At 31.6% G+C, this 19,119-nt stretch carries 19 protein-coding genes; 16 read left to right on the plus strand and 3 right to left on the minus strand.

Annotation, left to right across the window (positions count from 1 at the left end; all coding sequences use genetic code 11):
- The 5 genes from QJ521_RS06995 to QJ521_RS07015 form a co-directional block, all read left to right on the plus strand.
- On the plus strand, positions 1-577 hold a 577-nt coding region (locus tag QJ521_RS06995; protein WP_282839736.1), incomplete at its 5' end, for a DUF998 domain-containing protein.
- Positions 578-579: 2 nt separating this feature from the next.
- Positions 580-969 (plus strand): DUF8058 family membrane protein, encoded by a 390-nt coding sequence (locus QJ521_RS07000; RefSeq protein WP_282839737.1) that lies wholly within the window; start codon positions 580-582, stop codon positions 967-969.
- A 13-nt stretch (positions 970-982) separates the two neighbouring features.
- On the plus strand, positions 983-1,498 hold the full coding sequence (locus QJ521_RS07005; RefSeq protein ID WP_282839738.1) for a GNAT family N-acetyltransferase: 516 nt from the start codon (positions 983-985) through the stop codon (positions 1,496-1,498).
- Positions 1,499-1,753: 255 nt separating this feature from the next.
- A complete protein-coding gene (locus QJ521_RS07010; RefSeq protein ID WP_282839739.1) occupies positions 1,754-2,584 on the plus strand; it encodes an ice-binding family protein in 831 nt (276 codons plus the stop codon).
- 173 nt (positions 2,585-2,757) lie between these two features.
- Positions 2,758-4,374, plus strand: a complete 1,617-nt coding sequence (locus QJ521_RS07015; protein WP_282839740.1) for an ABC-F family ATP-binding cassette domain-containing protein — start codon at positions 2,758-2,760, stop codon at positions 4,372-4,374.
- A 33-nt stretch (positions 4,375-4,407) separates the two neighbouring features.
- Here QJ521_RS07015 and QJ521_RS07020 read toward each other — a convergent pair whose 3' ends face one another.
- Positions 4,408-4,896, minus strand: a complete 489-nt coding sequence (locus QJ521_RS07020) for a GNAT family N-acetyltransferase (RefSeq protein WP_282839741.1) — start codon at positions 4,894-4,896, stop codon at positions 4,408-4,410.
- Positions 4,893-5,453: a GNAT family N-acetyltransferase gene (locus QJ521_RS07025; RefSeq protein WP_282839742.1), complete on the minus strand. Its 561-nt coding sequence runs from the start codon at positions 5,451-5,453 to the stop codon at positions 4,893-4,895. Before QJ521_RS07025 ends, QJ521_RS07020 begins: the two co-directional genes overlap by 4 nt.
- A 108-nt stretch (positions 5,454-5,561) precedes the next feature.
- On the opposite strand from QJ521_RS07025, the gene QJ521_RS07030 reads away from it, so the two are divergent.
- The 8 genes from QJ521_RS07030 (at position 5,562) to QJ521_RS07065 (ending at position 14,672) form a co-directional block, all read left to right on the plus strand.
- Entirely contained in the window at positions 5,562-6,032 is a 471-nt protein-coding gene (locus tag QJ521_RS07030) for a pyridoxamine 5'-phosphate oxidase family protein (protein WP_282839743.1), read from the plus strand.
- A gap of 173 nt (positions 6,033-6,205) precedes the next feature.
- Positions 6,206-7,399: an enoyl-ACP reductase FabV gene (gene fabV, locus QJ521_RS07035; protein ID WP_282839744.1), complete on the plus strand. Its 1,194-nt coding sequence runs from the start codon at positions 6,206-6,208 to the stop codon at positions 7,397-7,399.
- A gap of 177 nt (positions 7,400-7,576) precedes the next feature.
- A complete protein-coding gene (locus QJ521_RS07040; protein ID WP_282839745.1) occupies positions 7,577-8,497 on the plus strand; it encodes a GGDEF domain-containing protein in 921 nt (306 codons plus the stop codon).
- A gap of 311 nt (positions 8,498-8,808) precedes the next feature.
- On the plus strand, positions 8,809-10,260 hold the full coding sequence (locus QJ521_RS07045) for a nitronate monooxygenase (RefSeq protein ID WP_282839746.1): 1,452 nt from the start codon (positions 8,809-8,811) through the stop codon (positions 10,258-10,260).
- A gap of 148 nt (positions 10,261-10,408) precedes the next feature.
- Positions 10,409-10,624, plus strand: coding sequence for a heavy-metal-associated domain-containing protein (locus QJ521_RS07050; RefSeq protein WP_282839747.1), 216 nt, complete (start codon positions 10,409-10,411; stop codon positions 10,622-10,624).
- Positions 10,621-13,083, plus strand: a complete 2,463-nt coding sequence (locus QJ521_RS07055; RefSeq protein ID WP_282839748.1) for a heavy metal translocating P-type ATPase — start codon at positions 10,621-10,623, stop codon at positions 13,081-13,083. The genes QJ521_RS07050 and QJ521_RS07055 overlap by 4 nt, the downstream gene beginning before the upstream one ends.
- Positions 13,073-13,336 carry a metal-sensing transcriptional repressor gene (locus QJ521_RS07060; protein ID WP_282839749.1) on the plus strand — a complete coding sequence of 88 codons (264 nt, stop codon included), beginning with the start codon at positions 13,073-13,075 and terminating at the stop codon, positions 13,334-13,336. The genes QJ521_RS07055 and QJ521_RS07060 overlap by 11 nt, the downstream gene beginning before the upstream one ends.
- Before the next feature lie 130 nt (positions 13,337-13,466).
- Positions 13,467-14,672, plus strand: coding sequence for an MFS transporter (locus QJ521_RS07065; protein WP_282839750.1), 1,206 nt, complete (start codon positions 13,467-13,469; stop codon positions 14,670-14,672).
- Between the two features lie 34 nt (positions 14,673-14,706).
- On the opposite strand, the gene QJ521_RS07070 is transcribed toward QJ521_RS07065, so the two are convergent.
- A complete protein-coding gene (locus tag QJ521_RS07070; protein WP_282839751.1) occupies positions 14,707-15,579 on the minus strand; it encodes an ADP-ribosylglycohydrolase family protein in 873 nt (290 codons plus the stop codon).
- A 125-nt stretch (positions 15,580-15,704) separates the two neighbouring features.
- On the opposite strand from QJ521_RS07070, the gene QJ521_RS07075 reads away from it, so the two are divergent.
- The 3 genes from QJ521_RS07075 (at position 15,705) to QJ521_RS07085 (ending at position 19,117) form a co-directional block, all read left to right on the plus strand.
- Entirely contained in the window at positions 15,705-16,754 is a 1,050-nt protein-coding gene (locus tag QJ521_RS07075) for a glycerophosphodiester phosphodiesterase family protein (RefSeq protein ID WP_282839752.1), read from the plus strand.
- 114 nt (positions 16,755-16,868) lie between these two features.
- Complete coding sequence (locus QJ521_RS07080) at positions 16,869-17,588, plus strand: hypothetical protein (RefSeq protein WP_282839753.1); 720 nt, start codon at positions 16,869-16,871, stop codon at positions 17,586-17,588.
- A 272-nt stretch (positions 17,589-17,860) separates the two neighbouring features.
- Positions 17,861-19,117 (plus strand): DUF1015 domain-containing protein, encoded by a 1,257-nt coding sequence (locus tag QJ521_RS07085; RefSeq protein WP_282839754.1) that lies wholly within the window; start codon positions 17,861-17,863, stop codon positions 19,115-19,117.
- Positions 19,118-19,119: the final 2 nt, after the last annotated feature.

The following is a 19,119-nucleotide window of genomic DNA, read 5'->3' on the forward strand; positions in this document are numbered from 1 at the left end:
TGCAATCGTAGCTATCATCACTTACTTTTTACATGTTTGGGTTGGAACATACCTCTATGAAGGGTATAATCCATTATCTCAAGCTATTAGTGACTTGACTGCTGATGATTCACCAGTCAAGACTATAGCGAGAACACTAAGCAGCATTTATGGTTTATTAAGTACAATAGTAGTTCTTGGATTTATTTATTATAGAGGAATTTTTAATCATAAAATATCTCGTCTTGGTCTACTCTTTTTTTCCACCATGATGATTGTTTCAGCAACTGGATATGCTCTATTTCCTTTATCAGCATCAGGTTATGCTGGTAGTTTCCAAGATGTCATGCACATGATTGTGACGATCATTGTAGTTAGTTTTACAATCATCTCATTGATCTTATTAGCCATTGGGTTTAAGAACAAAATATATCGGATGATAACAATAGCGAGTTTTATATTATTGATGACTTCATCAATGCTTATGTCAGTCGTTAGTCCAAACTACTTTGGAGTTATGGAACGCATCAGTGTTTATACGGTTGTATTATACTTTGGATTTCTATCAATTGTCGTTTTGCATAAAAGGGGAATTTAAAAATGAAGTACTTAAAACTAACGTCATATTTCAATATTTTTATCGGTTTTTCAATGATGATTATGTGGTTATTTTTTATCATATTTGATATGGTACCTGAGTTTGAAGAAGCACCATTTGAAATAGCAACACATTTGGTTGCTGAATTTTTAACTGCAATCACTTTAGTTGTATCAGGTGTATTTTTAATTAAAAAGCTAAATGGAGCAAACATCTTATATTATTTATCATATGGTTTGCTTTTATATGCAGTTATTAATAGTTTAGGGTACTTTTTAGATCCATTTGATATTGCTATGACCAGTTTATTTACTTTGATATTAATAATATCATCAACATTGTTCGTTCAAAATTCTAAATCTTTCAACAATAGAGCAACAAAAAAAGAATAATGAGGGTATAAAAATGAAAATAGAAATCAAAACTGTTTTAAAAAGCGAAAAAGAAATTTTGAGGAATCTATTAGAAAAGTATAGTTATGAGTTTTCTCAATATACAAAAATAGATGTAAATCCATTAGGTCTTTATGGATATACATATTTAGATTATTATTGGACAGAAAAAAGTAGATGGGCATATTTTATTATAGTAGACAATACCTTAGCAGGTTTTGTTATGGTCATTGATATGCCTGAAGTTGATGATATACCTGCTGACTTCCAAATTGCTGAGTTTTTTGTTATGCACAAGTATAGAAAACAAGGCATTGGCAAAAAAGCAGTATTTGAAGTTTTTGATAAGCATCATGGGAAATGGCAACTCAAAACTCATCCGAACAATGTTGCTTCATGTATATTTTGGACGAAAGTGATTGAAGCATATACAAATGGTAATTACGAACTCATCAAATCATATCCAAATACTGAGTATGATGATGGTACTTTAGGTAATATATATTTTTTTGATAATAGTCAAGTATAGGAATTTTGTTCTTTTCTTAACATCATTAAATAGATCTTCTAGTCATTTAGCACTGGAAGGTTTTTTATATTCAACGATAAATATATGACACATGTATGTAAATGATAACGATATAAAATATTAATATGAAAATAATGTGATATAAAATACATAATATGAAAATAAGGTATACAAAATGAAAATAAAGGTATATAATGAATGTAGCTTGAATTAAAGAGAATTTAATCTTGTTCAAGTAGAAATGGAGTTTTAAAAATGAAAACATTCAAAAAAATGATGAATACTAAGATGCTTATTTTAGCGATTTTAGTTTCAATGGTATTTTTAGTAACAGCATGTTCAGCACTTGGAGGAGAAACAGATCCAACGGTTGATCCAACAGTTCTTCCAACAGAAGATGTAGAACCAACAGGTGAAGTTATATCTGTGGTCGTAGATTTAGGTTCAGCAGATAATTATGTTGTATTAGCTGAATCAGCTATATCAACTACATCAGGCTCTGATGTAACAGGCGATCTTGCTGTCTCACCAGCAGCAGCAACTTATATTACAGGTTTTGATTTAATCATGGATTCAACAGGAACTTTTTCAACATCTAGTTTAGTTACAGGTAAACTGTTTGCTTCTGATTATACATCACCAACACCAACAGCATTAACCACTGCAATTGCAGATATGAGAACAGCATATACAGATGCTGCAGGTAGAGCTGCTAATTACACTGAGCTATATAGTGGTAATCTTAGTGGTCAAACATTAACTGCTGGCGTATACAAGTTTGGTAATTCAGTTCTTATTAATACTGACTTAACACTTGAAGGAAGTTCAACTGATGTTTGGATTTTCCAGATTGCTGGTAATTTAACAATGGCTTCTGATATGAATATCATCTTAGCGGGTGGAGCACTTGCGAAGAATATCGTATGGCAAGTTGCAGATACAGTAGCAATCGGTTCAGGATCACATTTTGAAGGAACAATTCTTGCAATGACAAATATTTCAATGGGAACGAATTCTTCAATCAATGGCAGTTTGTATGCACAAACAGATGTTTCACTAGATGCAACGACTGTAGTTAAACCATAATAAAAAAACTTAAATTAAATTAAGCAACTTCAAAGTTGCTTTTTTTAATGAATACAACTATCAATATTTGTTGACAATTTTTGAAGTTTAAGGTAGAATGATATGAGCAAATATGGCCAGTATTGAACTTATTTGATACATAGCCATTTTTTGTTTGTAAAGGAGTATATCATATGATTACAGTATCAAATTTAAGTCTTATATTTTCAGATAAAAAAATATTTGAAGATGTCAATTTACAGTTTCTTCCTGGTAATTGCTACGGTGTTATTGGAGCAAACGGTGCAGGGAAGTCGACCTTCCTAAAAGTACTATCAGGTGAAAAAGAGTCTACTGCAGGTGAAGTTATCATTGAAAAAAATAAACGACTTGCTTTTTTAAGTCAAAATCAAAATGCATTTGATGCATTTACCGCTATTGAGACCGTTATTATGGGCCATCAAGAGCTTTTTGATATTATGAAAAAGAAAGAAGTCTTATACCAAAAAGAACAGATCACCGATGAAGAAGGATACGAACTTGCAAATTTAGAAGGTCGTTTTGCTGAACTCGATGGCTGGGATGCAGAATCAGATGCTGAGAAGTTACTCAATGGATTAAATGTTCCTGCTCATGACTTTGAGACAAAAATGAGTGACATCTTACCTAAAGATAAAGTTAAAATATTACTTGCACAAGCACTTTTTGGAAATCCCGATATTATTTTACTTGATGAGCCTACCAACCACCTAGATTTTGAATCGATTGCATGGCTAGAAAACTTTTTAATTAATTATCAAAATACCGTAATTACAGTATCCCATGATCGGCATTTCTTAAATAATGTTTGTACACATATGGTTGATATTGATTATTTTCAAGCTAAAATGTATGCAGGAAATTATGATTTCTGGATGGAATCTTCTCAACTTGTTCAAAGATTAATGTCAGATAAAAATAAGAAAAAAGAAGAACGCATACAAGAACTCAAGGCTTTTATCGCAAGATTTAGTGCGAACTTATCGAAATCAGCTCAAGCAACATCTAGAAAAAAATCATTAGAAAAAATACAATTAGATGAAATTGTACCATCTACAAGAAAGTATCCATTTATAGGATTTGAAATTGAAAAGCCATTAGGAAAAGACGTATTAGAAGTTAAAAACCTAAGTGCTTCACTTGATGGTAATATATTATTTAGTAATGTATCTTTTGTGATGAATAGAGGCGATAAAGTCGCTTTATTGGGACATAATGATCTTGCTAAAACAGCGTTTCTAAAAATATTGGCTGGTGAATTAAAACCTGATTCTGGAACTGTTAAATGGGGACAAACAGTTTCTAAAGCATATTTTCCTAATGATAATGAATCTTATTTCCATAACAATGAGCAAAACTTAATTGAATGGTTACGCCAATTTTCAAAAGAACCTGCTGAATCCTATATTAGAGGATTTCTAGGACGTATGTTATTTAGTGGTGATCAACCATTGAAACAAGTTAAGTTTTTATCGGGTGGAGAAAAGATGAGATGCATGTATTCCAAGCTAATGCTTTCTAAAGCGAACACATTAATGATTGATTCACCAACGAATCACTTAGACTTAGAGTCTATTCAATCTGTTAATAACGGTTTGGTCGATTATAGTGGTGCTTTAATTGTTGCTTCACATGATCATAGATTATTGGAAACAGTTTGTAATAAAGTTATTGAAATTGGTGATTTAGGTTCCTTTATGTATGAAGGAACGCTTGATGAATATATTAGCAATCCTGAAATTAAAACAAAATCTAGTTTGCTATATCAATAAAAATACAACCGAATGTGGTTGTATTTTTTTTGTTTAAGGATTTAAATTTGATAGTTTTGCTAAATTTTTACCTTGTATTCTAAAGACAGTCCACTGATTTAATTGCTTTGCTCCCATCTTTTCATAAAACTCAATTGAGGGTGTATTCCAATCCAAACACCACCAATCAAGACGATCACAATTTCTTTCTACAGCGATTTTAGCAAGATATGATAACATTTGTTTTCCATATCCTTTATTTCTATAGGACTCATAAACAAATAAGTCTTCTAAAAATAGATTAGCTTTACCTAAAAAAGTAGAGTAGTTATGATAAAATAGTGCGAATCCTACAGGTTGACCATTTTCTTCACCGATAATCACCTCAGCCTGTTTTTTATGAAATAAAGAATCTTTAATACTTTCTATAGTAGCAACCACATCATTTTCCATTTTTTCATAAACAGCTAAAGATTTTATGAAATTTAAGATGAGTTCAGCATCATCTTCATGAGCAAAACGTATTTTAAATTGTTGATTCATATCTTTCCTCCTTTATATAAATCAATTTGAAAAATATATTGTGTTTCATTTGGTTGATCATGATAAGCATTAGGGTTTACATCTATTAAATAAGCACCATGCTTTACATAAAAATCAATAGCAGTGGGATTGTTATCTTGAGTTTCAATAATTAAATGCTTGCATTCCTTTTTTTTAGCAAATTGAATAGATGACTCTAATAATATGCTTCCAATGCCAAGTTTTTGATATTGAGGATGTACACGAATATCCCATAAGACAGCATTTTCCATATTGTTTCTAAGCATATTAACTTTAGGTGAATGTGTGACAGTAATGCATCCTCCAATCCAAAGATCATTATCTTCAATAACCATAATGCTTGTTGAATCTTCATTTAAAATCTCTATCCAATCTGATACTTTTTCCTCACTTGCCAAGTCAATCGAAAAAGGTTCAACATTTTTTACATCAAATGATTGATCAGGATTTAATACATAAATGTAAGACCCACTTTTAAACATAGGAATCTTTTGATATAGTTCAAGGTCCTCAAAAGATAAAAATTTGATAATCATCGACAACCTCCATCAAGAACATTTTTTTAATCATCAATAAAATTGTAGCATAAACATGCTAAAATATATATATTCTATAACGATACGGCATATACGAAAGGAAATTATATGAATCATTTTGATGAAGCTTTAAAATTAATGAATCTTAGTTTTGGTAAAGATATCCAATATGCGTTTGCGACAATTGATGAAGATAAACCAGTCGTAAGAATCATTGATGGGTATTTTTTAGATGGTTATATCTATATAACAACTAGCAGATTAGCCAATAAGGTAAAGCATATTGAAAACAATTCGAACGTTTCATTGACTTATAAGCTAAATAGAATCACAGGTACATGCATAAATATAGGACATCCTCTTTTACATAACAATTTGGAGATCAAAGAAAAACTAAAAAAAGTTTTCTATCTTTTTTATGACAGACATGTTGATGAAAATGATTTAAACACCTGTATTTTAAAAATAAAAGTTTCATCAGCTATATTGTTTCTAGAAAATAAAAAATATCAGTTCAACTTTGATGAACAAACTGTTAATATATCAGATTTTATAGATGATATGATTTATTTGCAATAAAAGACTTTATAAACATCTCATCATAACTGAATTACATTCTAGATTCATAAAAATCAACTTACCTTTTTCTTAATCAATGGTAAGGAATGAAAAAATGTGCTAAAATACATATAGTTATTCGTTAGAGTATACTTATTTTTTATGACATTAGTTAACCAGGAGATTATAAAACTATGATAATTAAACCATCGATTCGTTCAAATTTTTTTACAAATGCACATCCACTAGGATGTAAACAAAATGTAGTAAACCAAATTAATGAAGCGAAAAAATACCCAAAATTTAAAGGGCCAAAAAATGTATTAATTATTGGAGGTTCATCAGGTTATGGACTAGCTTCAAGAATTGCATTAGCATATGGTGCAGGCTCTAATACCATCAATGTCTCATTTGAAAACGATCCTAAAGGATCCAAAACAGGTTCTGCTGGTTGGTGGAACAACATCTATTTTCAAGAGTTTGCTAAAGAAACTGGAAATATACATAAAGACTTTGTTGGAGATGCATTTAGTCTTGATATGAAAAATGAAGTTGTTAAATTTGTTAAAGAAAACCTGGGAAATCTAGATTTAGTGATTTATTCGTTGGCATCTGGTGGAAGACTCAACTACGAGACTAACGAACTTATTAGATCGCATATTAAAGCTATTGGAGAAGAAGCTGAAGGCAAAACGATTGATATTATTGAAAGAAAAATCAGAGACCTAAAAGTAGCGACCGCTACTGAACAAGATATTGAAGACACAATATTCGTTATGGGTGGAAGTGACTGGAATGATTGGATTGATATATTAGATGATCATCAAATATTAAATCATAGATGTAAAACAATAGCTTATACATATATTGGTGGTCCGACAACTGAAAAAATATATCGTGGTGGTACCATTGGTAAAGCTAAAGAAGATTTAGAAAACCACGCAAAAGTCATGAATCAGTTATTAAAAACAAAATATGAAGGTGAAGCGCTTATTTCATCAAGTAAAGCAGTAACAACCAAAGCAAGTGTTTTCATTCCTCAAATGACAATATATGTTTCATGCTTATTCGATGTAATGGTTCGCAGAAATGTACATGAAACGATCTTAGGACATAAATATCGACTTTTTAAGGACATGATCTATGGAAGTAACCGAATAACAGATCAAGAAAATAGAATCAGATTAGATCACCTTGAAATGGACGAAGCTATTCAGGAAGAAACCATCAAGTTGATGACCTCATCGACAAACGATGAAATCTTGAGTCTTAAAGGAACAGATATGTTTTTAAAAGAGTTTTATCAAATCAATGGTTTTGAGTTTGATAACATTGATTATGAAAAAGAAGTCGATTTAGATACTTTGTCAGAGAAAAAACCTTATTAATGACTTATTAAAATACTGAAACTGTAAATATAACCCTGAAATGAGGGTTATTTTTATTTAAGAAAAATGTAAGATTTGCATAACTCAAGTCGTGCTATAATGAAAAGGGGGTTCGAATGGTTATGATGTAATCATTTTTAAAAATTCAAACAATATTGATGATAAGGTGTGATTACCTTGAAAAACAAATATTTCGAATCTTCATCTCAAGAACTTAAGGATCGTTACAATCTCGATATCTATACTGATATATTATTGGGTAGAGAAGATCGAGTTTTATTGTATGCAGACATTTCTGAAATGGAAAACCTTGAGTTTTTTGTTATTTCAGGAAGTTTAGAAATATTTAATTATGAAAACCATCCATCCATATTTTTGAAACAACTGCTTGAGTCAATTGATTACTCTTGCAAATATGCAGAAATTGGTGGGAAAAAAGAGTATTTTGATTATATTTCAAGTGAGTTATCAGATTTCACTCGGATAGTAGATGTTACTTTTCCTGTGCTTGTCAAAGCTCAAAGATTTTGGATTCGATTAACTACATTTCCATCAGTTAAAAATCCATCTGTCATTGCGATTTACATGAATGATGTTACAGATACGATGATTTTAATCGAAGAGAATTATGAAAAAGCACATAGAGACTCTTTAACTAAGTTGCTTAATAAATATACGCTTGATTATCACTATGGTCTTCGTTATCAAAGAGAAAACTTCCATGCTATTTACATGGATATTGACAATCTCAAAAAGGTTAATGATGTTGATGGACATGCAGTAGGCAATGCTTATATTAAGGCGTTTGCAGATATACTGCTAGCATACGAAACAGAATACGATCGTTTTTATCGTATTGGCGGTGATGAATTTGTCGGTCTGTTTTTTAGACCTGAGAACGAAGTTAAGCAAATGGCAGAAGAAATATTACGTAAAACAAATCTAATTCAAGTTCCTCATTCTAAAAAATCAATAACAGTATCTATTGGAATTACCCAAGCTACTATCAAAGATGATGTGATTAGAAAAGCTGATGATCTCTTATATAAAGTCAAAAAATCAGGAAAAAATGCATATTTGTATGAAATAGAAACTTAAATAAATAATAAAACTAAATCAAGCAAAACTCTAGAAATAGGGTTTTGCTTTTTATTATTTTTATATTACATTTCATGTGATAAAATGTGAAAATAATTTGAGGTTCAAAATAATTGTAAAAATGTGGTTTAATTGATATAATTCAAGAAAGAATAATAACTATGTAAACATGTCATTAAACGTGTTTATTGGTTTCATATATAAAATTTAGAAATCAAAAAGGAGATTGAACATGAAGAATCGAATTGATGTAAATAGATACACAAATATATGCAGCACATTTTCATGTGTAATTTGGAGGATGATTCAAGATGAGCAATAATCAAAAATATCCTGAAATCATTCAAGGTGGAATGGGCGTAGGTGTCTCAAGTTGGCAACTCGCTAGAACTGTTGCAATGCATGGACAACTAGGTGTTGTATCAGGAACAGCTGTTGCATTGACGTTGGCCAGAAAACTAATGGATGGAGATCCTGATGGACATGTGAATTGGGCGATTTCAGCTTTTCCGTTTCCGGAAATTGCTGAACGTGTAAGAGCGAAGTATGCTCCAAATCCAAATCAAGAGGGTAAAGATAAATATAAACAAGTTCCAATGCCTACAATTGAATATGGTAGAGATTTACTAGAACTTACTGTACTCGCTAACTTTGTAGAAGTATATTTAGCTAAAGCAGGACATTATGGTATCATCGGACTGAATTTATTAGAAAAAGTTCAAGTTCCGACATTACCATCTCTTTATGGCGCATTACTCGCAGATGTTGATTATATCTTAATGGGTGCAGGTATTCCTATTCGTATTCCAAAAGCACTTGATGAACTATCTCAAAATTTAGATATAAGTCTTCCAATTAAAATTGCTGAAGACGATAGTAAAGAACCAACACTTGCTCATTTTTCACCTAAAGAATTTGCTGGTGACCATGAACTTCCAAAACTTAAAAGACCTAAATTTTTAGCAATCGTAAGTTCAGCAACACTTGCAACACATTTATCTAGATCAACATTTGGTAGTCCTGATGGATTTGTTTTAGAAGCTCCTGTTGCTGGTGGTCATAATGCATCACCAAGAGGTAAGGTTCAACTATCAGAAACTGGGGAACCCATCTATGGTGAACGCGATATCATTGATGTTCCAGCAATTAAAGCATTAGGTCTTCCTTTTTGGATGGCTGGAGGTTATGGATCTTATGAACAAGTACAAATGGCTAAACAAATGGGTGCAGAAGGTGTACAAGTAGGTACTGCGTTTGCATTTTGTGAAGAATCAGGCATGGAAAAGAGTTTAAAACATAAAATATTAGATGCAGTTAGAAAAGGTGTTGCTAAAGTCAGAACTGACCCGCGTGCATCACCAACAGGTTTCCCTTTTAAAGTCGTTGAAGTAGAAGGCACAATGGGGATTCCAGAAGTTGCTGAAAAAAGACAACGTATCTGTGATTTAGGTTATCTTAGAGAACCATATAAAAAGGATAATGGGAAAATTGGATATCGATGTCCAGCAGAACCAGTTAAGGATTATGTTGCCAAGGGTGGTAAACTTGAAGATACTGAAGGTAGACGTTGTTTATGCAACGGTTTAGTCTCAACATTAGGGTTCGGTCAAGAACGAAGAGATGGTTCTAAAGAACTACCGATTGTAACATCAGGTGATGATTTGAAATATGTTGTTAGATTTTTCCCTAAAGGTGAAAGTGTATATCATGCGATTGACGTATTACGTGTTCTTTTAGGTGGAAAACTTACACCCTTATCATAATTTAAAGCAAATTAATTAAACCTCTAGCAATAGAGGTTTTTTACTTTTCCAGAAATTCAAAAAACTTGACATTTAAGATAAAGTAATATACAATAAAAATACCCCCCCATAAGAGGGGTAAAATAAAAGAAGAGAGAGGTAGTAAAATATGAAAACAGTAGAATACAAAGTTACAGGTATGACATGTGGTGGTTGTGCACAAAGTGTTAAACGTGTGCTTTCAAGAAATAAAGCAATCACAGATATCGAAGTAGAACAAATGGAAAATAGAGTTGTTGTCACTTATGATGAAGCACAAACTGATGATCAAACCATTATTGATACCATAAATAGAATCGGATATAAAGCAGAATTAAGAGCATGAAAACATTAAAATATAACATCATTGGGATGACATGCGCTTCATGTGCTCAAAGTATCGATCGTGTTTTAAATAAACAAGAAGGCATTATTGAAGCTAATATAAATCTTGCTACAGATACTGCAATTATAACTTTTGATGAGACCATCATTCAAAATGAAGGTATCATAGAAGCAATTGAAAGTGTTGGATATGATGCAACTCTCATTAAACAAAATATTAAATCAATAACCATGCGTGTTGAAGGTATGACTTGTGCAACTTGTGCAGGTAATGTAGATCACGCTGTCAAAGCATTAGATGGCGTTAAAGAAGTTGCAGTCAATATTGCAAACGACAAGATGACTTTAACATACGATACGGATGTCTTAAAAATAAGTCAAATTAAAAAAGCTGTTCAAGATATTGGTTATGACTTACTATTAGAAGAAGAAGTTGATCAATCAGTAGATCCAGACGTTCTTAAAATGCAAAAAGCAAAAAAGAAAATGATATGGTCTGCATCAATAGTTTCTTTAATCATGACTTTAATGATTGTTCATATGTTTATCGTTATGATTCCATTTTATACAGTGATTACTGCACTACTCGCTGCACCCATCGTGTTCTACATAGGAGCACACGTCCATAAAGCAAGTTTTAAGTCATTAAAAGCCGGAAGACCTAACATGGATGTCTTAGTATCATTAGGGTCTCTACCGCCTTATTTAATTGGTTTATTAGGACTCTTTTTTCCAATTACGACATTTATTGAAATGGCAGCAACGATTATGACATTTCATATGATTGGGAAGTATTTAGAAACAAGAGCAAAAGGTAGAGCTTCTCAAGCCATTAAGAAATTAATTGAACTTGGGGCGAAAACTGCTAAAATCATCGTTGATGGAGAAGAAATTGAAGTTTTAACGAGTGAATTATCAGTCGGAGATGTTATGGTCATTAGACCAGGAGAAAAAATACCAACTGATGGTATTATCATCGAAGGTGAGAGTTTAATTGATGAAGCGCTCGCGACAGGTGAATCAATGCCTGTTAAAAGAAAAGTTAATGATCCTGTTATAGGAGCAACCATTAATAAACAAGGATTACTCAAAGTTAAAGTTTCGAAAGTAGGTCATGATACATTTTTAGCTCAAGTCATCGAACTTGTTGAAGCATGTCAAGGTTCTAAAGTTCCAATTCAAGAATTTGCAGATCGAATTACAGGTTACTTTGTTCCTGCAATTATGGTATTAACGGTTTTAACATTTATTTCATTTAACGTTTTTTCAGGATTCCATCTGAATATATTAAATGCTGTAGAAGGTTTCCTACCTTGGGTAAACACTGATCAAACACCTCTTACGATAGCCTTTGTTACTGCGACTGCAGTATTAGTAATTGCATGTCCATGTGCTTTAGGATTAGGTACACCAACTGCTTTAATGGTTGGAAGTGGTATTGGAGCTGAAAGAGGCATTTTAATTCGTAATGGTGAAGCTGTTCAGACCTTAAAAGATATTAAAGTTATTGCCTTTGATAAAACAGGAACATTAACATACGGTAAACCAGTTGTTACAAATATCATTACATTATTAAGTAATGAAAAAGAAATACTTACGGTAGCAGCATCTATCGAAGCTGGTTCAGAACATCCATTAGCACATGCAATTATCGAAAAAGCAAAAGAAGAAAAAATAAAAATCCTTAAAGTCTCTAAGTTTGAAGCCATTACAGGTAAAGGGATTAAAGGTCAACTAGAACAAGATTTCATATTTGTAGGAAATAGAAAACTTATGGACGATGAGCAAATTGATATTACAAAAATAGAAGATCAAATGGCTGAACTAGAAAAAGAAGCGAAGACGGTTATGATTGTTGCAAAAAATAAAAAGGCAATAGGATTAATTGCTGTAGCAGATGATTTGAAACCCAATGCGAAACAAGCAATTCTTGCAATCGAAAAATTAGGCATTAAAACAGCAATGATAACTGGAGATAACAAACGTACAGCACAAGCGATTGCCACTAAAGCAGGCATCTCACATGTGATTTCAGATGTATTACCAGATGGAAAAGTTGATGAAATCAAAAACTTACAAAAGCAATATGGATTAGTTGCTATGGTAGGTGATGGTATCAATGATGCACCAGCTTTAAAACAAGCAAACGTAGGGATTGCTATCGGAACTGGTACTGATATAGCCATAGAAGCAGCTGATGTAACATTAGTTAGAGGCGATCTAGAAACCATATTATCAGCTATTAAACTTTCTAAAGCAATATTTAAGAAAATCAAAGAAAATTACTTTTGGGCATGGTTTTATAATGCAGTAGCCATCCCATTTGCAATGTTTGGTTTGTTGCACCCAATGATAGGTGCAGCAGCAATGTCAATGAGTTCACTCAATGTTATCTATAATTCCTTAAGACTAAAAAAAGTGAATTTAGGAACACAAATGGAGGTTGCTCATGAAGCATGATAATAAAGAAGCGCTTAATCTACTTAAAACAGCAAAAGGTCAAATCGAAGCTGTTATCAAGATGACCGAAGAACAACGTTATTGCGTTGATATATCTAATCAAGTGATGGCAGTTCAAGCTTTACTTAAAAAAGCAAATTTGAATATCTTAAAAAATCATATAGAGTCATGTGTCAGAGATTCATTTGAAGATGGTACACATGAAGAAAAAATGAATGAAGTCATCGATGTTTTAAAAATATATTTAAAATAAATAAAGAAAACAGTCATCATTTAAGATGATTGTTTTTTAAAGTAATGATTTAATCGATTCCATTGTATTTTGTTATAGAATCTAGTACAATAATGATGTTGTATAATTTAAGTTGTCAAATGGTGAAACGATGAAAAAAACGGTTTATCTAATCATAGTATTTTATATCATTCAAGCAACCATACATAACCTTGGTCACCCGGTTACTCCAGCATTCGTTAGAGAACTAGGCATTCAAGATTATATGTTTGGTGTCTTTTTTGCTTCGATGAGTTTTGGTTTAATGTTAGGTGGTCCGATTTGGGGTGTATTAAGTGATCAAGGTAAGAAGAAAATCTACATTGTTTTTGGTTTGTTACTCTATAGTATTGGTCAATTCTTTTTCGCCTATAGCAACAATCAATATTTGATGGTATTTTTTAGATTCTTAAGTGGATTTGGTGTTGCAAGCGCAATTACGATATTCACAAGTCATGTGATTTCAATATCAGAACCTAATGATCGAGCAAAACACTTAGCATATACAGCTGCTGCATTTACATTAGGGGCTTCGTTAGGGTATTGGATTGGTGGATTTCTTTCAACAAATTCCATCGCAACATCGATTTTGGGAACATCCGATTTTAGAATTATCTTTTTAATCCAATCTTTACTCAATACTTTATATGTTGTGCTAATCATTTTTGTCTTTAAAGAAGCAAAGAAAATTGAACCTATCCTTAAAAAAGTGACGTTCTTTAAAGCTTTAAAACAAGTGACGAAAATTGAACCAAGTTTGCTGATTTTTTTAATTTCATTAACTTTTATGACGATTGGAAGTATGAATGTCAGCAGATACATTGATGTCTATTTTAATGAATTAGGGTATAATCCACAACAATTAGGTACATTTGTGATGGCAACTGGTTTAGTATCTTTATTTGCGAGTATCTTTATTGTTCCAATTTTTTCAAAGTTTAAAAAACAACTTGTAACGATTTCTATCATTCATATACTAAGCGCATTAATTATTTTTTATGTCTTTAGAGCAAACCAATTTTTACTGGTTATGTATACAATCTTTATGGTTTACGTCATTTTTAAAGCGATCTATCAACCACTTGAACAAAGTTATATCTCTTTACAGGCTAAAGAAGAGAAATATGGGACTGTTATGGGTATTAGACAATCATTTGTCTCGATTGGGATGGTTTTAGGTCCATTGATTGGTGGATTTATTTATGAAAGATCACCATTATTACTTTTTGATTTTAGCGGTATATTCTTTATTTTAGGAGTTTTACTTTTAGGTATTGTTTATCTTTTAGAAAAAAGGAAAAAATTGATATTAGAATAATGAATAAAAATAGAGGCAACCGCCTCTATTATTTTTAGAAATTTAATTTTGTTTTTTTAATCCAAGCTTCAGGTATTTCTGATACTTGAGAGAAGATGGCTCCAATAACTAATCCTCTATCACAACTTGCTCCACCAATTAATACATTTTTGACAACAGCATCTTCAAAATCTGTTGCATGATACAGTATATGATAAATCAAAGGTATTGATTTAGGAATATGGCAATCTGTTCCTGCGTGATCGATAATAAACTTTTTGGTGTCATCGATTTCGATAGCTTTCTCAAGCTTTTCATAATAATCTTTTGGTGCATATTTGATATTTTTTTTCAGTGCTTCCTTAAGGGATCCGTTTTTAACCGCTTCAATAATATGATCAAACATGATAAAAAAGTCGTCATATTCTGTCTTGTTTGTAAAAGTATTTTTTAGTTCGATTGCTTTTTCATTTGATAGATTAAGTTCCTTGCAAACAAGATAAGGTACAATACCCACCAGCTGATCATCTGTTTGTGCAACTTTTTTAATATCTAATTTTAATATTTCTGACAATCTATTAATGACCAATTTTTTACCATACGATTCGATATATCCTTGATAATCCCCTCCGGGTTGAAACTGATTAAAAACTAATTTTTCATAATCTTCAACAGTTAATTCAGGATTATCTTTCATTGCTATATAAAGCCATTTTAAAACTTCACCTTGTACAGAAACATCACCAATTTCTGCTTTTGGATACACATAGTATGATTTTTTAGCACGCTCGTATTGTGCAGGGTCTGCTTTTTGAAACACTAGGCTTTGTTCTTTGGATAGTTTTTCTAAATATGGCATGTTATAAATCCAGTTATAACCCATGGCTGCAGCATTAGCAACCAATGCTCCTTTAATAAATTGATTCATATAATCACCTCAACTTCATTATAACCAATGATGAGTGTTATTTCATCTTTAAGACATTTTTCAATCAAAATAATGATATGTAAATCACATTTTGTGTATAATAAAAAAATAGGGAGGGCTTTTTTATGAAGGACAAGAAATTAAGAAAAATATCAATTGCTAAAAAAGTTATATTAGGACTCATTTTGATTTATATTGTTCTTTTGTTTCTTCCTAGACCTCAAAATGTTGAGGGGAGCAATCCATTTAGAATCAGTAGTGATCAAGATGTTTTACTGATTGCTCACGGTGGAGGAAATCATGAATTTCCCGATAATACGCTAGAAGCATTTTATAATGCGTTTCATATTGACCCAAACGTTATGATGGAAACAGATGTCAGTTTAACAAAAGATGGCGTGATTATTTTATCTCACGATACGACACTTGATCGTAAAACAACATTAACTAATGCATTGATTATCGAAACTAATTATAGTGATTTAGTTGAACAAGAAATTGATTTTGGATATCATAATGAAGTTGTTCCTAGATCCAATGGATTTAATGTCTCAGGGGTTTTTAATTATTATGTAAATTATTTGGGGGACTCGGTCACACCGCTAGATGTTATTTATCCTGATGATGTTCAAGCTAGACATGAAACAAAGTTTTTAGTATCGACACTTGAAGATTTAATTAAAGCTTTTCCTAATAACCCAATTAATGTAGAAATTAAGCAATATGGAGATATAGGTCTAAGGGCCTTAGATAAAGTGATTGAGCTAATGGATGCACTCGACGAAGAGTATGAAACGTTTGGTCGAATCGTTCTTGCATCATTTCATCAGGAAGTTTTTCAAAGCATGTTGAGCTACAAAAACACAACCCATCCATTTTTAATGATTTCACCAGAGCAAAATAGTGTCATAAAATTTTATGTTTTACAGTTATTAGGTTTAAGCTTCTTTTATCGAGATCCAGTTAATGTATTACAATTACCAACTGGACAGTATGGATTAAGTCTTTCTACTAAATCATTAATTAAGATGGCACATCAACATAATATTGCTGTTCATTATTGGACAATCGATGATGAAGATGAAATGAGAAGACTCATTCTTAATGGTGCAGATGGTATAATGACCAACCGTCCATCTGTTTTAAAACAAGTCATTGAAGAAATGAGACCATAAGAGGACAATAACGTAATCTGCTAGATTGCGTTATTTTTTTATAAAACTTAAAAAACAGTATATTTTTAATAGTTTTGGATTATAATACAATTATATATCCCTCGGAGGCTTAAAATGAAGAAAATTCTTGTTGTTATCTTTTTCTTATTATTTAGTGTGCAGTTGGGTTCATGTAATCAAAGTGAAGAAATCATCGAATCACAACCCATTGGTTATGGTTTACTGAGTAATGATTACATAGGAAGTTTAGAAATACTTTATGTTAGTGACATTCCTAATAATATTAATAACTTCACATTGACCCCATATTATCTGCCTCATGTTTGGGCAGAACTTGAAGTTAATGAAGAAAATGAGATAGCTGAATATATTTTGATTAATGAGAAAACATCTGGAACTAAATATTATGCTAAATACCTACTTATTGGAAGTGTTTCTTTTGTAGCGGAAATTGATTCAGGGACAGTACGATATTTAAATCAGGATCAAATCAATCTTATTGAAATATTGGAAAACGAAGATCAAGCAAAATGGTATATTGAACAAATAGAACAATATCAAATCATGATGACAAATGAACAGGGTGCAATCATTGATGAAAAGAGTGTTTATGATCTTTCACCTTTTTATCCATACCAAAGGGCTGAAGAAAATGGTCATACTTGGCTAATGAATTGGGTAGGAACATTGGAAGAGCTTCCCAGATTTCCAAGTTTGTATCCAGAACTTCAAACTGAATATGGTTTTAACACACAAAGACTAAATGACCTTATTGAGCGTGCTTATAACCAAAGAAATAATGCAGAGTATATCACAACAAGAAGAAATCGTTAATTTGCATTTGAAAAAATATTTAAAACGCGAGAAATGATCGCGTTTTTTCTTGTTTCAGGGTTGCTATAAAAGCGCTTTCATGTTAAAATGAAATTAATCTAACAACAAAAGCTTAATACTGTTTTTTTTCTTTGTAGAAACAGGAATTAAGACATAAAAATATTTAAGAATGAGGAACATCAATGCGTATAAAATCTAGTATTCTTAAACGTAGCGAAATAACTTAAATATTTAAAGAATAAGGCTCTAAAAAAGGAAAAGGAGTTATTTTTATGCCGTCAAATGTAAAGCATAACGCGATTCATCTGCCTAACATCTTACTACCAAAGAAAAACATTGATTTATCAAAGTGGGCAGTAGTTGCTTGTGACCAATTCACAAGTCAACCATCTTATTGGAAAGAACTAAAACGTTATATAGAAGATGATCCATCTACTTATAACATGATTTTACCTGAAGTTTTTTTAGAAGATATGAATGATGAAACTATCCAAAAAATTAATGACATGATGTATCAATACTTAAAAGATCAAATATTCGAAGATATTGGACCGTCGATGATGCTCGTTGAACGTACGACAACACTAAACACTGTTCGCTTAGGAATCATGATGGCAATAGATCTTGAAGCTTACGATTATCATGAAGGAACAAAACCATTAATTAGAACAACAGAAAAGACAATCGTTGAACGTATACCACCAAGAGTAAAAATAAGAAAACAAGCACCTTTAGAACTTTCTCATGTTATGCTATTAATGGATGACCATAAGTATAATATTATTGAAAATCTTTATAAAAATAAAGATCAGTTCATAAAACGCTACGATTTTGTCCTAAATATGTTAGGGGGGCACATTCGTGGTTATCAAATCAAAAATTGTGATGAAGTCATTAATCAATTTAATCAACTGATTGAAAATGAAGATGATCCAATGTTATTTGTAGTCGGTGATGGCAATCATAGTCTAGCAACAGCAAAAGCGCATTGGGAAGATATAAAAAAAGATTTAACAGAAGAAGAGCAAATCAATCATCCAGCAAGATATTCACTCGTTGAGGTTGTTAATATATATGATAAAGGTTTATCTTTTGAAGGAATACATCGTGTTTTATTCAATGTAGAAAATAATTTTTTACTTGATATGTTCCATGCGGTAGATAAAGAAGAAGAGACTTGGATCTATACCAAAGAGTCAGGAAAAGTTCCGTTTTTTATTCCAAGAAGTACGGCTGTTGCATACGAACAAATTCAGTCATATATAGACGATTATTTAATCAAACATCCAGAAGTAACAATCGACTATATCCATGGTGATGAGGAACTGATTGAAATATGTAACACACACAAAAAAAGTATTGGCATAAGAATGCCTAAACTTGAAGAAAAAGATTTATTTCCGTTTATTTTAAGCGGCAAAGTATTACCTAGAAAGTCATTTTCAATGGGTAATGCAACTGCAAAAAGATATTATTTAGAAAGCAAATTAATTCGAAGATTAGATCAAGAAACGAAGGGAGATTTATAATC

Origin of the sequence: Peloplasma aerotolerans (assembly GCF_030012175.1) — a bacterium.
Taxonomy (GTDB): Bacteria; Bacillota_I; Bacilli_A; order Acholeplasmatales; family Acholeplasmataceae; genus Peloplasma; species Peloplasma aerotolerans.

Bases quoted from the DNA above. Each gene is read 5' to 3' on its own strand.
- QJ521_RS07010 (WP_282839739.1), top strand. From the start codon at position 1,754: ATGAAAACATTCAAAAAAATGATGAATACTAAGATGCTTATTTTAGCG.
- fabV (WP_282839744.1), top strand. From the start codon at position 6,206: ATGATAATTAAACCATCGATTCGTTCAAATTTTTTTACAAATGCACAT.
- QJ521_RS07050 (WP_282839747.1), top strand. From the start codon at position 10,409: ATGAAAACAGTAGAATACAAAGTTACAGGTATGACATGTGGTGGTTGT.
- QJ521_RS07030 (WP_282839743.1), top strand. From the start codon at position 5,562: ATGAATCATTTTGATGAAGCTTTAAAATTAATGAATCTTAGTTTTGGT.
- QJ521_RS07025 (WP_282839742.1), bottom strand. From the start codon at position 5,453: ATGATTATCAAATTTTTATCTTTTGAGGACCTTGAACTATATCAAAAG.
- QJ521_RS07060 (WP_282839749.1), top strand. From the start codon at position 13,073: ATGAAGCATGATAATAAAGAAGCGCTTAATCTACTTAAAACAGCAAAA.
- QJ521_RS07020 (WP_282839741.1), bottom strand. From the start codon at position 4,896: ATGAATCAACAATTTAAAATACGTTTTGCTCATGAAGATGATGCTGAA.
- QJ521_RS07075 (WP_282839752.1), top strand. From the start codon at position 15,705: ATGAAGGACAAGAAATTAAGAAAAATATCAATTGCTAAAAAAGTTATA.
- QJ521_RS07085 (WP_282839754.1), top strand. From the start codon at position 17,861: ATGCCGTCAAATGTAAAGCATAACGCGATTCATCTGCCTAACATCTTA.
- QJ521_RS07055 (WP_282839748.1), top strand. From the start codon at position 10,621: ATGAAAACATTAAAATATAACATCATTGGGATGACATGCGCTTCATGT.
- QJ521_RS07080 (WP_282839753.1), top strand. From the start codon at position 16,869: ATGAAGAAAATTCTTGTTGTTATCTTTTTCTTATTATTTAGTGTGCAG.
- QJ521_RS07070 (WP_282839751.1), bottom strand. From the start codon at position 15,579: ATGAATCAATTTATTAAAGGAGCATTGGTTGCTAATGCTGCAGCCATG.
- QJ521_RS07005 (WP_282839738.1), top strand. From the start codon at position 983: ATGAAAATAGAAATCAAAACTGTTTTAAAAAGCGAAAAAGAAATTTTG.
- QJ521_RS07000 (WP_282839737.1), top strand. From the start codon at position 580: ATGAAGTACTTAAAACTAACGTCATATTTCAATATTTTTATCGGTTTT.
- QJ521_RS07065 (WP_282839750.1), top strand. From the start codon at position 13,467: ATGAAAAAAACGGTTTATCTAATCATAGTATTTTATATCATTCAAGCA.
- QJ521_RS07015 (WP_282839740.1), top strand. From the start codon at position 2,758: ATGATTACAGTATCAAATTTAAGTCTTATATTTTCAGATAAAAAAATA.
- QJ521_RS07045 (WP_282839746.1), top strand. From the start codon at position 8,809: ATGAGCAATAATCAAAAATATCCTGAAATCATTCAAGGTGGAATGGGC.